Annotated in this window: 9 protein-coding genes; 7 read left to right on the top strand and 2 right to left on the bottom strand. The window is 72.6% G+C overall.

The window, feature by feature from the left end:
• Window positions 1-87: 87 nt before the first annotated feature.
• Genes ACFWW9_RS34400 through ACFWW9_RS34380 form a run of 5 tightly spaced genes read left to right on the top strand, consistent with a single transcriptional unit; the run spans window position 88 to window position 9,995 of the window.
• Complete coding sequence (locus tag ACFWW9_RS34400) at window positions 88-2,535, top strand: AAA family ATPase (protein WP_390386355.1); 2,448 nt, start codon at window positions 88-90, stop codon at window positions 2,533-2,535.
• Between the two features lies 1 nt (window position 2,536).
• The gene (locus ACFWW9_RS34395) at window positions 2,537-2,950 is read left to right on the top strand and encodes a hypothetical protein (protein WP_390386354.1); all 414 of its coding nucleotides are present in this window, start codon (window positions 2,537-2,539) and stop codon (window positions 2,948-2,950) included.
• The gene (locus tag ACFWW9_RS34390) at window positions 2,947-4,050 is read left to right on the top strand and encodes an exonuclease SbcCD subunit D (RefSeq protein ID WP_390386353.1); all 1,104 of its coding nucleotides are present in this window, start codon (window positions 2,947-2,949) and stop codon (window positions 4,048-4,050) included. Before ACFWW9_RS34395 ends, ACFWW9_RS34390 begins: the two co-directional genes overlap by 4 nt.
• A gap of 22 nt (window positions 4,051-4,072) precedes the next feature.
• Window positions 4,073-6,898, top strand: a complete 2,826-nt coding sequence (locus tag ACFWW9_RS34385; RefSeq protein ID WP_390386352.1) for an AAA family ATPase — start codon at window positions 4,073-4,075, stop codon at window positions 6,896-6,898.
• A gap of 25 nt (window positions 6,899-6,923) precedes the next feature.
• Window positions 6,924-9,995 (top strand): BTAD domain-containing putative transcriptional regulator, encoded by a 3,072-nt coding sequence (locus tag ACFWW9_RS34380; RefSeq protein WP_390386351.1) that lies wholly within the window; start codon window positions 6,924-6,926, stop codon window positions 9,993-9,995.
• Here the strand turns inward: ACFWW9_RS34380 and ACFWW9_RS34375 are convergent.
• Both ACFWW9_RS34375 and ACFWW9_RS34370 read right to left on the bottom strand, forming a co-directional pair.
• Window positions 9,977-10,789 carry an ABC transporter permease gene (locus tag ACFWW9_RS34375; protein ID WP_390386349.1) on the bottom strand — a complete coding sequence of 271 codons (813 nt, stop codon included), beginning with the start codon at window positions 10,787-10,789 and terminating at the stop codon, window positions 9,977-9,979. The genes ACFWW9_RS34380 and ACFWW9_RS34375 overlap by 19 nt on opposite strands.
• Window positions 10,786-11,733, bottom strand: a complete 948-nt coding sequence (locus tag ACFWW9_RS34370) for an ATP-binding cassette domain-containing protein (RefSeq protein WP_390386348.1) — start codon at window positions 11,731-11,733, stop codon at window positions 10,786-10,788. Before ACFWW9_RS34370 ends, ACFWW9_RS34375 begins: the two co-directional genes overlap by 4 nt.
• Before the next feature lie 297 nt (window positions 11,734-12,030).
• On the opposite strand from ACFWW9_RS34370, the gene ACFWW9_RS34365 reads away from it, so the two are divergent.
• Window positions 12,031-12,399, top strand: a complete 369-nt coding sequence (locus ACFWW9_RS34365) for a hypothetical protein (RefSeq protein WP_390386346.1) — start codon at window positions 12,031-12,033, stop codon at window positions 12,397-12,399.
• Between the two features lie 288 nt (window positions 12,400-12,687).
• Window positions 12,688-14,445: a DUF262 domain-containing protein gene (locus ACFWW9_RS34360; RefSeq protein WP_390386344.1), complete on the top strand. Its 1,758-nt coding sequence runs from the start codon at window positions 12,688-12,690 to the stop codon at window positions 14,443-14,445.
• The last annotated feature ends 41 nt before the right edge of the window (window positions 14,446-14,486 follow it).

Below are 14,486 nucleotides of genomic sequence, written 5' to 3'. Positions count from 1 at the left end.
CGTGTGAACACCCTTCAAGAATGTCCGTCGTTCCGCCTACGTTTCCCGCCTAGCCGTGCTGCGTCAGCACGAAGAGGAGACACAACGGTGACGGTGGCCGAATCCGGATTGCACGGATTGATGCTCAGCCGGGTGGCCCGTGATCGGGAGTTGACCCCCCGCGCCGCGGAACTGGTGATCGCGGCCTGCCGCGGCGAGGCCGCGCTGAACCAGGTGCTGGACGGCGTGGTCGCCGAGGACGAGCCCACCGCGCACCCGCGGCAGGCCGTGGGCGGCGGGATCTACCTGTCGGGCGTGCGGGTCCGGGGGTTCCGGGGCATCGGCCCCGAGGTCGACCTGCCGCTGGTGAGCGGACCGGGCCTGACCGTGGTGACCGGGCGCAACGGGTCGGGCAAGTCGAGCTTCGCCGAGGCCGCGGAGTTCGCCCTGACCGGCAACAACACCCGGTGGACGAAGTCGCTCAACGAGGTGTGGCGGCAGGGGTGGCGCAACCTGCACGCCCCCGGCGACGTCTCGGTGGCGATCACGCTGGTCCGCGCGGGCACCGCGGGCATGACGACGATCCGGCGCGCGTGGACCGAGGGCGACGACTTCCACGGCGGCACGTGGACCGAGCGGCTCAGCGGGCAGGAGCCCAGGCCGTTCGACCAGGCCGAGTGGCGGTCGGCGCTGGAGACCTACCGGCCGTTCCTGCCCTACAGCGAGCTCGGGAAGTCGTTGGAGGGCAAGCCGAGCGAGCTGCACGACGCCGTGCACAGCCTGTTGGGGCTGGAGGCCATCACCGACGCGCAGAACCGGCTCGCCGAGCACCGCAAGCGCTTGGCGGACGTGGTCGCGCGGCCGCACAACCGGCGGGCGAAGGTGCGCGAGGAGCTGGCGGCCTCCCCCGACGGCCGGGCGCAGCGCGCGGCCGAGCTGCTGGGGCAGGACCACCCGGACCTGGACGCGCTGGCGGACCTGGCACTGGGCACGGACGTCGGCGGCGGCGGGATGCCGCTGCTGCTCCAGGTGACCGAGCTGGCGCTGCCGTCGGAGGCGGACCTGGCGCGCTGCCTGGAGGAGCTGGACGCGGCGCTCACCGGCGTGACCAGCGCGGCGACCGACGGGGCGCAGATGTGCCTGCGCACCAGCGAGGTCCTGCGCGTCTCGCTGGAGCTGCACGAGGCCAAGGGCAACAAGTCGTGCCCGGTGTGCGGCATCGGCGTGCTGGACCAGCGCTGGTTCGTCGCGACGACCAAGCGCGCGGAGACCCTGACGGCGGCCGCGGCGGCGCTGCACGACGCGGGCACCCGGCTCGACACCGCGACCGCCGCGGCGCGCGCCCTGTGCGCGCAGGTCCCCGGCCTCCTCAAGGAGGTCGACGGCCTGCTGAACACCGACGCCGCGCGCACGACGTGGGCCGCGTGGGCGGAGTGCTCCACCTCCGAGGACCCGGTGAAGCTGCGCTCGCTGCTGCCCGCGCGGCACGCGGCGGTGCTGGCGGCCGTCGACGCGCTCAAGGCCGCCGCGCGGGAGCAGATCGACAAGCGCGACCTGGTGTGGCGGCCGATGGCGCTCGCGCTGTTCGAGTGGCACTCCCAGGCCGAGCGGGCGCTGGCCGACCAGCAGGTGCTCGCCGACGTGACCGAGGCCGAGAGCTGGATCCGAAGAACCGCGGCGCGGCTCCGCTCGGAGCGGATCGCGCCCTTCGCCAAGGAGTCGCAGCGGATCTGGCAGCGGCTCCGCCAGCAGAGCAACATCGACCTCGGCACCGTGCACCTGGAGAGCACCGGCCAGGACAACCGTCGGGTGGAGCTGGACGTCTCGGTCGACGGGAAGCCGAACTCGGCGCTCGCCGTGATGAGCCAGGGCGAGCTGCACGCCATGGCGCTGGCCCTGTTCCTGCCGAGGGCCGTCGTCGACGAGAGCCCGTTCCGGTTCGTGCTCATCGACGACCCGGTGCAGGCGATGGACCCGGCCAAGGTCGACGGTCTCGCCCAGGTGCTCGCCGACGTCGGCCTCACCCGCCAGGTCGTGGTCTTCACCCACGACGAGCGCCTCACCGAGGCGGTGCGCAGGCTCCGGCTCCCCGCGACCGTGTGGGAGGTCTGCCGGGGCGAGAACTCCGTGGTGCAGGTGCGGATGTGCGACGACCCCGTCGGCCGGTACCTGGCCGACGCGCGGGCCATGCGCACCACCGACGACCTGCCCGAGGAGGCCCGCGCCGAGCTGGTCGCCTCCTGCTGCCGCGCCGCGCTGGAGACCGCGGCCGACACCAGGTTCCGGCAGGTCCGGCTCTCCCGCGGCCAGTCGCACGCCGAGGTGGAGCAGGTGCTGGAGCAGGCGCTGACGACCAGGCAGCGGCTCTCGCTCGCCGTGTTCGACGACCTGGCCGAGCACAAGAACCTGCTGCCCCACCTGGCGAAGACCCTCGACACCTGGGCCGTGACCGTGCTGAACGCGTGCCGCGCGGGAACGGCGACGCCCTACGACGGCGATCTGCTGACCCTGATCCGGGACACCGAACGACTGACGAACTGGCTGCGAGATGAGTGACGTGACTGATCGGAAAGTGCTCGACCGCCTGGACCACGTGAGCCGCATGCTCGCGGACGACCGCGGGCTGGACGGGACGCGGGTGCGCTGCGGGGCATGGCTGCTGCGCACCACGCTGGAGCGCGCGGTCGTGACGCTGGTGTGCGCCGACGACGAGGGCGCCACGAAGTCCATGCACGCGCTGCTGCTGCGGTTGCCCAAGCACGTGGGCGACGACGTGGCCGCGGACACCGCGCAGCTGTGGCACGCGCTGCGCCGGGCCGCGCACCACCACGACTACGAGATCGCGCCGACCGTGGACGAGCTGCGCGGCTGGCACGAGGACACCAGGTGGCTCAGCAGCGCCCTGCTGGCCGCCCAGCCCACCCTGCTGCCGCTGCCGAGGGTCGAGTCCGCGTCGCGGAGACACGGGTGAGGCTGCTGCTGTTCTCCGACCTGCACCTGGACACGGCGTTCCACGGCACTGGGGCGGGTCCGGAGGCCGCGCGGACGCGGCGGGCGGCGCTGCGCACCACGTTGCGGCGGATCACGGCGCTGGCGCGGGCGGAGCGGGTGGACGCGGTGCTGTGCGGCGGTGACCTGTACGAGCACGAGCGGTTCTCGCCGGACACCGCCGGGTTCCTGCGCGACGCGTTCGAGGAGGTCGCCGTGCCGGTGCACCTCGCGCCGGGCAACCACGACTGGTACGGCCCCAAGAGCCTCTACCAGCAGGTGGCGTGGTCGTCGAACGTGCACGTGTTCACCGAGGACCGCCTGGTGCCCGAGGAGCTCGCGGACGGGGTGACGCTGTGGGGAGCGGCGCACGTCGCGCCGACGACCACCGAGGGCTTCCTGGACGGGTTCGCGGTGCAGCGCGGCGGCGTGAACCTGGCGCTGTTCCACGGTTCCGAGGTCGCGTCCCCGGCCGGGCAGGAGTCCGGCAAGGCGCCGCACGCGCCGTTCTCCGCCCGGCAGCTGGAGGCGTCCCGGCTGGACCACGCGTTCCTCGGGCACTTCCACGTGCCGCGGCACGCCGAGCGGCACACCTACCCCGGCAACCCCGACCCGTTGACGTTCGGCGAGCACGGCCCGAGGGGTGCCGTGCTCTGCACCGTCCACGAGGACGGGCGGGTGGACCGGGTCCGGCACGACGTGTCCACCAGCCGGGTGCACGACGTCGCCGTGGACGTGACCGGGGCGGCGAGCACCGACGGGGTGCGCGAGCGGGTGGCGGCCGCGGTCGCGGACCTCAAGGGCGTCGTCCGGGTCTCGCTGCACGGCGACGTCGCGCCGGACGTGGACCCGCTCCCGACCGACCTGGAGACCGTCGCGCCCCACCTGGACGCCCTGGTGGCGCGCTGTTCCGTCGGCGCGGCCGAGGACCCCGCCGCGCTCGCCGGGGAGTCCACGGTGCGCGGCCGGTTCGTCCGCGACGTGCGCGCCGACCCCGGTCTCGACGACGACACCCGGCGGCGGGTGCTGGTGACCGGCCTGCGCGCGCTCGACGGACGTGCCGCGGACCTTGCCGTGCAGTGACAGCGAAGACCACGAGGTAGTCATGAGAATCGAGTCCGTGACCGCGCACGCGTTCGGGCCGCTGACCGACCGGACCCTGGCGCTCGCGCCGGGGCTGACGGTGGTCGCGGGCGTCAACGAGTCGGCGAAGTCCTCGTGGCACGCGGCGATCTACGCGTCGCTGTGCGGGCGGCGGCGGGGCCGGGGGGCGTCCAGCAGCCCGGAGCGGCGGTTCGCCGAGCAGCACAAGCCGTGGCACGACGAGGACTGGCGGGTGTCGTCGGTGGTGGTGCTCGACGACGGGCGCCGGATCCAGCTGTGCCACGACCTGGCGGGGAAGGGCGGGTGCAAGGCCGTGGACCTGGGGACGGCGAAGGACGTGAGCGCCGAGGTGATGTTCGAGGGGTCTCCGGACGCGAGCCGCTGGCTCGGGCTGGACCGCAAGTCGTTCGCCGCCACCGCCTGCGTGAACCAGGCCGAGCTGCTGGGCGTGCTCGGCGCCGCCGACGGGCTGCGGGAGCACCTGGAGCGCGCGGCGGCCACCGCCGGAGCCGACGCGACCGCCACGGCGGCGTTGGCGAGCCTGGCGGCGTTCCACCGCGACCAACTCGGGGACGACCCCGCCACGCCCCTGCGGGTGGCCGAGGCCCGGCTGCGGAAGGCGGGCGAGGACCTCGCCGACGCCGTGGGCGCGCACGAGCGGTACCTGGACCTCGTGGTGGAGACCGAGGAGCGACGGGTCGAGGCGGACGCCGCCGCCGAGGCCGCCGAACGGGCCGAGGCGGAGGCCACGGCGCTCGACGAACTGCTGACCGCCACCCGCGCGCACACCGCCGCGGCGCGCAAGGCGTTGCGCGCCAAGGAGAAGGCCGACGACCACGCGGCCGAGGTCGCCAGGGCGGAGCAGCGGCTCGCCCGGATCCGGGAGCTGGACGAGAGGTTCGGCGGCGTCGCGCCCGCCGGGCTGGCCGCGCAGGAGGAGGCGACGCGGGTCGTGCACGCGGCGCTCGCGGCGTGGCGGGCGGTGCCGAAACCGCGCGCCCTCACCGGGTCCACGGCCGCGGAGCTGCGGCAGGAGCTGGCGGCCGTGCCGGACCCGCCGACCGGGGACACCGACGTGGAGCCCCGCGTCCGCGAACTGGCGCTGGCCCGTGAACGCGCGCTCGGGGTCGTCGCCGCGCACGAGGGCCGCCGCCCGGTGATCGGCGACGAGATCGGCGACGCCCGGCTCACCGCCGCGCTGGCCGCGGGCCCCGCCACCGTGCGGGACCTCGCCGCCGCGCTCGTCATCCCTCCCTCGCCGCCGTCGAAGGCCAAGGCGCGCACGGCGTTGGGCCTCGCCGCGGGGGCCGTGGGCGTGGCGGGGCTGGCGCTGCTCGTGACGGGTCGGTGGCTGCCGGGGGTCGCCCTGCTGACGCCGGTGCTGTTCCTCGGCATCCTGCGGCTCGTGGAATCCGCGACCGCCGACGACTCCGGCCAGCACAACCGCCGCGGCGGACCGGCCGCGGTCGAGGCAGCCGACCGGTGCGCCGCGCTGGGCCTGCCCGCGGAACCGCTGGTGCTCCAGGAACTCGCCGACCGGGCCGAGCGGCACATCGGGCTGCGCGCGTCCCGGACGATCTGGGACCAGCACCAGCGGCAGTACACCGAGAAGGCCACCCGGCAGGGCGAGGAGCTGCGGACCGCGTTGGCCGCCAAGGGGTACGTCGACCCGGACCTCTCCGTCGGCGACCTGCTGGGGCTGTACGAGCGGGCCTGCGCCATCGGCGCGCGGCAAGCCGTGATGGCGGCGCAGAAGGACGTGCTGACACGGGCCATCGCCGAACGCGACCAGGCCGAGGAGGCCGCCGTCGAGGTGGAACTGCTGCGCGCCAAGGCCCTGGAACTCGTCCGCGTGGCCGTGCTGAAGGTCGACCCGGACTCCTCGGCCACGACCGCGCCGCAACTGCTGGCGGCGCTCGACCAGTGGCAACGCGGCTGGGAGGACCAGCTGCGGGCCGTGGCCGCGGAACGCGACGCGTGGGTCGAGCTGACCACCCTGCTGACCGACTCCACGCAGGACGAACTGGCCGCGGGCCTCGTCGTCACGCGCGCGGAGCACGCCGCGCTCGCCGCCGAGTCCGACCGGGACGAGCTGGCGGCGGCCGCCACGGAGGCGAAGCGCGACGCGCTCGGGTCCGGCGAGGCGGAGGAGGTCGAGGCGCGCCTGGCCGAGGCCAGGACCACCGTCACCGCGGCCCGCGCCGAGGCCAAGCGCTTGGCCACCGCGGCCGACGAACTGGGCGGCGCGCTCGCCGAACGCGGACGCGGCCTGCCCGGCGTCCCGGAGGCGGAGGAGGCGCTGGCCGCCGCCCAGGCGGATCTCGCCGACCTCGCGTCCCTCGCCACGACCCTCACCGTCACGCGGAAGCACCTCGTCGCCGCGCGGGAGAACGTCCACCGCGACCTCGCCCCGATCCTCGCGGGCACCCTGCGCACGCACCTCCCGGAGATCACCGACGGCCGCTACACCGACGCCGCGGTCGACCCGAAGTCCCTCAAGGTCACCGTCCGCGGCCCGTCCGGCGTGTGGCGTCCGGCCACGAACCTGTCGCTGGGCACCGCGGAACAGGTGTACCTGCTGCTGCGCTTCGCCCTGGCCGAACACCTCACGACCCCCGGCGAGACCTGCCCGCTGCTGCTGGACGACATCACCGTCCAGGCCGACGACACCCGCACCACCGCGATCCTCGACCTCCTGCACACCCTGTCCGCCCGCCGCCAAGTCGTCCTGTTCGCCCAGGAGTCCGCCGTCCTCGCCTGGGCCCGCGCCACCCTCGACGGCGGCCGGGACGCGTTGCGCGAACTCACCCCGATCCCGGTGGAGTGACCGGTCCACGTGGCACAGTCGTGCTGTGCAGGTGAGGATTCTGGGCCCGCTGGAGGTGACCGAGGACGGCGTCCCGGTCCCGATCGGCGGCGCGCGGCTGCGGACGCTGCTGGTGCGGCTGGCGGTCGGGGTCGGCCGGGTCGTGACCGTGGACGAGCTGGCGGACGCGCTGTGGCCGCGTGACCCGCCCGCGGACCAGGGCAACTCGGTGCGGTCGCTGGTGGCGCGGCTGCGGCGGGTCCTGCCGAACCCCGAGGTGGTGCGGTCGGCCGCCGCGGGCTACCGGCTCGACCTGCCCGAGTCCTCGGTGGACGCCTACGAGTTCGAACGGCTGGCGCCCCTCGACGCGCGGGGCGCGCTGGCGCTGTGGCGCGGGCCCGCGCTGGTCGACGTCGGCGACGCCGAGTTCGCCACCGCCTACGCGGCCCGGCTGGAGGAGGCCCGGCTCGCGGCCGTGGAGGCGCGCGCCGAGGCCGATCTCGCGGAGGGCGCGGACGAGCGGCTGGTCGCGGAGCTGACCGGACTGGCCGCGCTGCACCCGTTGCGCGAACGGCTCCAAGGCCTGCGGGTGCTGGCGCTGCACGCGGTCGGCAGGCAGGCCGAGGCGTTGGCCGCGTACGAGGACGTGCGCCGCACGCTGGCCGAGGAGCTGGGCGCCGATCCGGGGCCGGGGCTGCGCGAAGTGCACCAGCGGGTGCTGCGCTCGACGGCGTCGCGCGGGAACCTGCGGACGGCGTTGACGAGCTTCGTCGGACGGCGGGCCGAGGTCGCGCGGGTGACCGCGCTGCTGGCGCGGGGCAGGCTGATCACCCTGGTCGGGCCCGGTGGCGCGGGCAAGACGCGGCTCGCGACGACGGCGGCCGGTCGGCTGCCCGGCGGGGCGTGGCTGGCGGAACTGGCGTCGGTGACCGACCCGGCCGACGTGCCCGCCGCGGTGCTGGGGGCGTTGGGAGCGCGGGACAAGCGCGCCCCGGACGGCGACCCGGCCCCGCTGGACGCGACCGCCCGGCTGGTGGAGTTGTTGTCCCGCGGGGAGAACGTCGTCGTGCTGGACAACTGCGAGCACGTCGTGGACGCGGCCGCGCGGCTCGCCGACGAGCTGCTCGGCCGCTGCCCGCGACTGCGGATCCTGGCCACGAGCCGGGAACCGCTCGGCGTGCTCGGCGAGGCGCTGTGCCCGGTGCCGCCGCTGGAGGTCCCGGAGCCCGAGCCGACGGTGGCGGAGGCGACCGCGACCGCCGCGGTCCGGCTGCTGGTCGACCGCGCCGCCGCGGTGCGGCCGGGGTTCGTGGTGGACGAGGCGAACGTGGCCGCCGTGGCGGAGATCTGCCGACGCCTCGACGGGCTGCCGCTGGCCATCGAACTGGCCGCCGCTCGTCTGCGGTCCCTGTCCGCCCGGCAGGTCGCCGCGCGGCTCGACGACCGGTTCCGGCTGTTGACCGGCGGCAGCCGCACGGCCCTGCCCCGCCACCAGACGCTGCGCGCGGTCGTGGCGTGGAGCTGGGGCCTGCTCGACGCCGACGAACGGGCGTTCGCGGAGCGGCTGGCGGTGTTCCCGGCCGCCATCAGCCTGGAGGCCGCCGAGCACCTGAGCCCCGGCACGGCGCTGGACCTGCTCACGGCGCTCGCGGACAAGTCCCTGCTCCAGGTCGTCGACGCGCCCGAGCCGTGCTTCCGGATGTTGGAGACCATCAAGGAGTTCGCCCTCGAACGGCTCGCCGAACGCGACGGCGTGACGGAGGCCCGGCGCGAGCACGCGCTGTACTTCCTCGACTTCGCCGAGACCGCCGAGACGCACCTGCGCGGCCCCGACCAGGTCGTCTGGGTGCCCCGGCTGGTCCTCGAACGCGACAACCTCGTCGCCGCGCTGCACTTCGCCGCCGACACCGGCGACGCGGCGACGGCCGTGCGGCTGGGCGCGTCGCTCGGCATGTTCGGCTGGATCCTCGGCGCCACGGTGGACACGGACGCCTGGCTGCGCCTCGCGCTGTCCGTGCCCGGCGACGCCCCGGAGCCCGCGAAGACCGTCGCCAAGGCGATGTTCCTGATCAACAGCGCCATCTGGGGCGGTGGCGACGACTGGAAGGCCTTCCTGGCCGACTTCCGCGACACCATCGCCGCCGTGAACCTGCACAGCGGGCACCCGGTGCTCGCGCTGTTCGAGCCGATGTTCGCGATCTTCTCCGACGACGTGGAACTCGGGCTCAGGGTCGTGGACGAACGGCTCGACCACCCCGACCCGTGGACCAGGGCCGCGCTGTGGATGGTGCGCGGGATGCTGCGGGAGAACGACGGCGACATGGCGGGCACCCGGCACGACATGACCAACGCCGTGACCCGGTTCCGCGAGGTCGGCGACCGCTTCGGGCTGTCGCAGTCGCTGTCGTCGCTGGCCGAGGCGCACCTGGTGTTCGGCGACCACGAGCGGGCGATCAGCGCGTTGGAGGAGGCCATCGCCCTGCGGCAGGAGCTCCAGCCCGACGACGACGTCTCGCACGACCGGCTGCTCCTCGCGGGCGCGCGCTCGCACCACGGTGACCCGGAGGGCGCGCGGGCCGAGTACGAGGACATCGCCCGACCCCGCAAGGGGGTGCTCACGGACCACAGCGTCGCGTTCGCGCACCTGGCGCTGGGCGACCTGGACCGGATGGCGGGCGACCTGGACGCGGCGGAACGGCACTACGCGGTCAGCTCGGCCGTCCTCGACGAGTGGACGGTCATCGCGCCGCAGCTGCGGGCGTTGGCGCTCGCCTCCACGGCGTTGCTGGCGGTGCGGCGGGACGACCCGGCGACCGCGGGCGCGCTGCTGGAGGAGGCCGTCGAGCACGCCGTGAGCGCGAAGGACATGCCGGTGCTCGCCAAGATCGGCGTCGCGGTCGCGGCCCTGCGGGACCACGGCGGCGACCCGGTCGGGGCGGCCCGGCTGCTCGGCGTCGCCGAGCAGCTCCGCGGGGCGCCGGACCCGCTGAACCCCGACGTCGTCCGGCTGACGACGGCGTTGCGCGACCGGCTGGGCGGCGCCGCGTACGACGCCGCCCACGCCGAGGGCCGTGCGCTGGACCGCGCGGCCGCGGTCGATCAGGTGCGGCGGCGGTAGGCCCGGACCGCGAGCGGCGCGAACACCACCAGGAACCCGACCGACCAGACGAGCACCCACACGACGTCGTTCCCGAGTGGACCACCGAGCAGCAGCGCGCGGGAGGCGTCCATCATGTGCGCCACCGGGTTCACGTCCACCCAGGACTGCAACCAGCCCGGCATGGTCTCCTTCGGCGCGATCATGCTCGTGCCGAACGTCAGCGGGAACAGGATCACGAACGCCGTGCCCTGCACCGCACCCGGCGTCCGCATCAGCATCCCGATGAGCACGAACGCCCAGCTGAGGCAGAACGCGAAGAACACCGTCAACGCGCACGCCACCAGCACTGACACCAGGCTCGTGTGGAAGCGGAAGCCCATGACCGCCCCGAACGCCAGCAACGACACGATCGCCACGACGTACCGGATCAGATCCCCCGCCACCGACCCGATCAGCGGCGCGGACCGCCCGATCGGCAGGCTGCGGAACCGGTCGAACACGCCCTTGCCGATGTCGGTGTTGAGGTTCACGCCGGTCGCCATCCCGGCGAACATGACCGTCTGCACCATGATCGCGGGCAGCAGGAACTGGAGGTACGTGCCGGTGTCACCGGAGATGGCGCCGCCGAGCAGGTACACGTAGACCAGCACGAAGATGATCGGCTGGACCGTGACGTCGAGCAGCTGCTCGGGGGTGCGCAGCGTCTTGAGCACGCTGCGCTTGGCCAGCGCGTAGCTGTGCCGGACGAGCCCGAAGGGCCGCGGCTCGATGCGCACGGGCGCGGACAGGCGCGGTTCGGCGAGCGCGGTCATGCCGCGTCCTCCTTGGTGTGGTGGCCGGTGAGGGTGAAGAAGACCTCGTCGAGGCTGGGCAGGCGCAGCGACAGCTCGGTGACCGGGATCCGCTCCCCCGCCAGCCGCCGCACGATCTCGGTGAACGCCGCGTCGCCGTCGACCGGGACGGTCAGCACCCCGCGAGCGGGCGATTCCACCTTCCGCCCGGCGACCGCGGCCGCGATGGCCTCGGCGGCGTCGAGGTGCGCCGGGTCGACGGGCCGGATCAGCACGGTCTGCCCGCCCACGACGCGCTTGAGCTCACCGGGAGTGCCGTTGGCGATCACCTTGCCCTCGTCGATCACCGAGATGGTGTCGGCGAGCGCGTCGGCCTCCTCCAGGTACTGCGTGGTCAGCAGCACCGTGACGCCGTCGTTCGCGAGCGAGCGGACCATCGTCCACACGTCCTCGCGCTTCGCCGGGTCGAGCCCGGTCGTCGGCTCGTCCAGGTAGATCACGTCCGGCCGCCCGACCAGGCTCGCGGCCAGGTCCAGCCGCCGCCGCATCCCGCCCGAGTAGTGCTTGACCTGCTTGCCCGCCGCCTCGGTCAGCCCGAACCCGGCCAGCAGCTCCACGGCCCGCGCCTTCGCGGCGGGCGTCCGCAGGTCCAGCAGCTGCCCGATGAGCACCAGGTTCTGCGTGCCCGTGAGGTCCTCGTCGACCGACGCGTACTGCCCGGTCAACCCGATCATCCGCCGCACCTTCGCGGCGTCCTTCACCACGTCCAGCCCGCCCACGGTCGCCCGCCCCGCGTCGGGAGTCAGCAGCGTCGTCAGGATCCGCACCGCGGTCGTCTTCCCCGCCCCGTTGGGCCCGAGCACCCCCAGCACGGTGCCCCGCTCCGCGCGCAGGTCGATCCCCGCGAGCGCGGTCGTCCTGCCGTACCGCTTGACCAAGCCGTCGGCCTCGAAAGCCAATGGCATCAGCTCGTCCCCCTCCGTTTTCGTGCGAACAGGGGACGACCCTCCCCGACGGCCGTGCCAGATCCGGCACACCGCCGTGTCACGCCATGTCAGGACGACACACGAACCCGCAGAAATCTCTCTAACCCATCAGTGCCGGTTATCCACGCGCAGTGGCATAAAAGCCGGTTCACCACTCGAGGAATTACACCCGATGGTGTGACAACTCTTCAGTAGGTCGCATTCGGCCTTACGTTTTCGACACCAGGCAGCCGACCGGAGGAGACGGGACCCTTGCCGAGCCGAACAGCCACCACCATGACGGCCATCCACGAAGAGATAGCCGAACGCCTGCTGTTCGCCAAAGGCCTCCTCACCACGGGCGGCCTCGCGACAGGCATCTGGCCCAAGTGCTGCGCCTGGCTACTGCGCACAGCCCTCGAACGCTCTGTCGCGGCCATCCACCGAGCCCACCACGAACCCAGCATCTCGATGCGAACGGACCTCCTCACCCTCCCCCTCTTCGTCGACCAACCCCTCGCCCACCACACAGCCCGCCTCTGGGGCACCTTGAGCGTCGTCGCCAACCACACCGACTACAACGAGGCCCCAACAATCGCCGAACTCCGCGCCTGGCACACCGAAGCCTCCACCGTGACCACCGGCCTGCTGACCGCCCTGCCCTAGCCCGGCGAACCGAGCGGCTCGCGGCCGAACCGACGAAGGCGAGCAGCTCCGGGTGAAGCACCAGGGCGAGCGGGTTCCTGCGCTCGCCCCGACGGGCGCACGCCGATCGGCGACCAATTCCGCACAACTGCGGTGCCGCGATTCCCCCGTTCGGCAAGGCTGCTCACTGATCGTCGCGCCCGGCGCTCGACAGCACTGACACCTCGTCAACAAGCACAACAGGAGCTCGAAATCTTGACCTCGCCGTCGGCGACCGACCTCACGGTCAGAAGCGAAAGCATCCAGACGATGTACACCGACTACCTCAGTCGCCGGTACAGCGTCAACCGCCGGTACCAGCGGAAGCTCGTCTGGACGGTGGAGGAGAAGCGGGCTCTGGTCGACTCCATCCTGAAGGACCTCCCCATCCCTCTGGTGCTCGTCGCCGAGATATCGAGCCCGATGCTCAACGGGTACGAGCTCATCGACGGGATGCAGCGGCTCAACGCGATATTCTCGTTCATCGAGAACGAGTTCGACCTCGACGGCTACTACTTCGACCTCGAGGCCCTGGCCGACACGAAGGACCGCAGGGACCGGGGTGAGATCACCCAGCTGACCCCCGTGCTGTCCCGCGACCAGACGCGGAAGATCGCCAACTACCTCCTCCCCATCTCGATCTTCAAAGCCCCCAGCACCGACCAGGTCGACGAGGTCTTCCGCCGCATCAACGCGGGTGGGCGAACGCTGTCCGGGCAGGAGCTGAGGCAGGCCGGATCGACGACCGAGATCGCCCAGCTGGTGCGGGTGGTGTCGAGCCGGATCAGGGGCGACTCGAGCAGGAGCGACATCGTGTCGCTCGAGGAGATGTCGCGCCTCAGCATCAACAACAAGCAGCTCGACTACGGCGTCGACGTCGATTCGATCTTCTGGGTGCAGCAGAGCATCCTGCGCAGGCTCGACGTCCGCAGCTCCGTCGACGAGCAGCTCATCCTCGACATCCTGGTCGACTGCCTGGTCGATCCGATCCAGTCGTCGGGAACCGACACCAGGGACGCCGTCTACGGGAAGCACGACAGGGACAAGACCACCGCGGCGGCGCTGGAGAAGCGCGTCGAGGGCCTGATCGAGGCCTACGGACTCCAGCAGGTCGAGGACGACTTCTTCCTGGTCTTCGACGAGTTGCGGGCCGTGCTCAAGTCGTCGAAGGAACGATTCGTCAAACTCGTCGTCGGACGAACGTCCGGCGGACGCTACCCACGCTACTTCCAAGCCGTCTACCTGGCATTTTGGCATCTCATCATCCGCGACGGGATGCGGGTCGCGGACCGGGAGAAGGCGGTGGCGCTCCTCAAGGACATCGGCACACCGAAGGGGCCGCTGAACATCCCAGGAGGCGGCGGGGACTGGACCGCGGACGACAAGCGCAAGAACATCAGAGCGGTGAAGGGCGCCGTGCAGGAGGCCTTCGAGAAGGCCGACGACAACCGCAAGGACGCCAGCAGGTTCGGGTTGGCCTCGCTCCTCGAGAAGGTCCTCGCCAACTCGGTGACCGAGCAGTCCTTGTGCGAGCTGAAACAAGGCTTGCTGAGCCTGAACGGTAACTCCAGGGCGTTCGACCAGAAGTCGTGGGACAAGATCCTCAAAACCATCACGGCGATCGCCAACGACGGCCCGGAGTCAACGGGCTACCTCGTGATCGGAGTTGCGGACAAGGCAGCGGACGTGACGAGGATCCAGGCGCTGGACGGTGTCGAGGCATCGCACTACCGGGGGTTCGACATCGTCGGGATCGAACGGGAAGCCGTGGCACGCGGCGAGTCGACGAAGACCTACTTCGACTGGATCATGGACAAGCTCTCGGGATCGGCCCTTCCCGACTCGCTGCGGTCGCAGGTGAGCGCAGGGGTGAGCCTGATCGACTACTACGGGCGTGCAGTGGTCCTCGTGAAGATCAATTGCGCTGACGGCCCCTTCTTCTACAAGGACGAGGTGTACGAGAGGAAGGGCTCGGGCACGTCGCTGGTCCCGCAGAGCGACTGGAAGAGGTTGTACAAGAAGTTCTGAAGCGCACTCCGGTCTCCCGGTGGTCACGCGCTGCGCGTGAC

The organism is Umezawaea sp. NPDC059074, from assembly GCF_042738955.1.
Lineage (GTDB): Bacteria > Actinomycetota > Actinomycetes > Mycobacteriales > Pseudonocardiaceae > Umezawaea.
The sequence above is the reverse complement of the archived record's forward strand: the minus strand, read 5'-3'. Positions and strand labels throughout refer to the sequence as shown.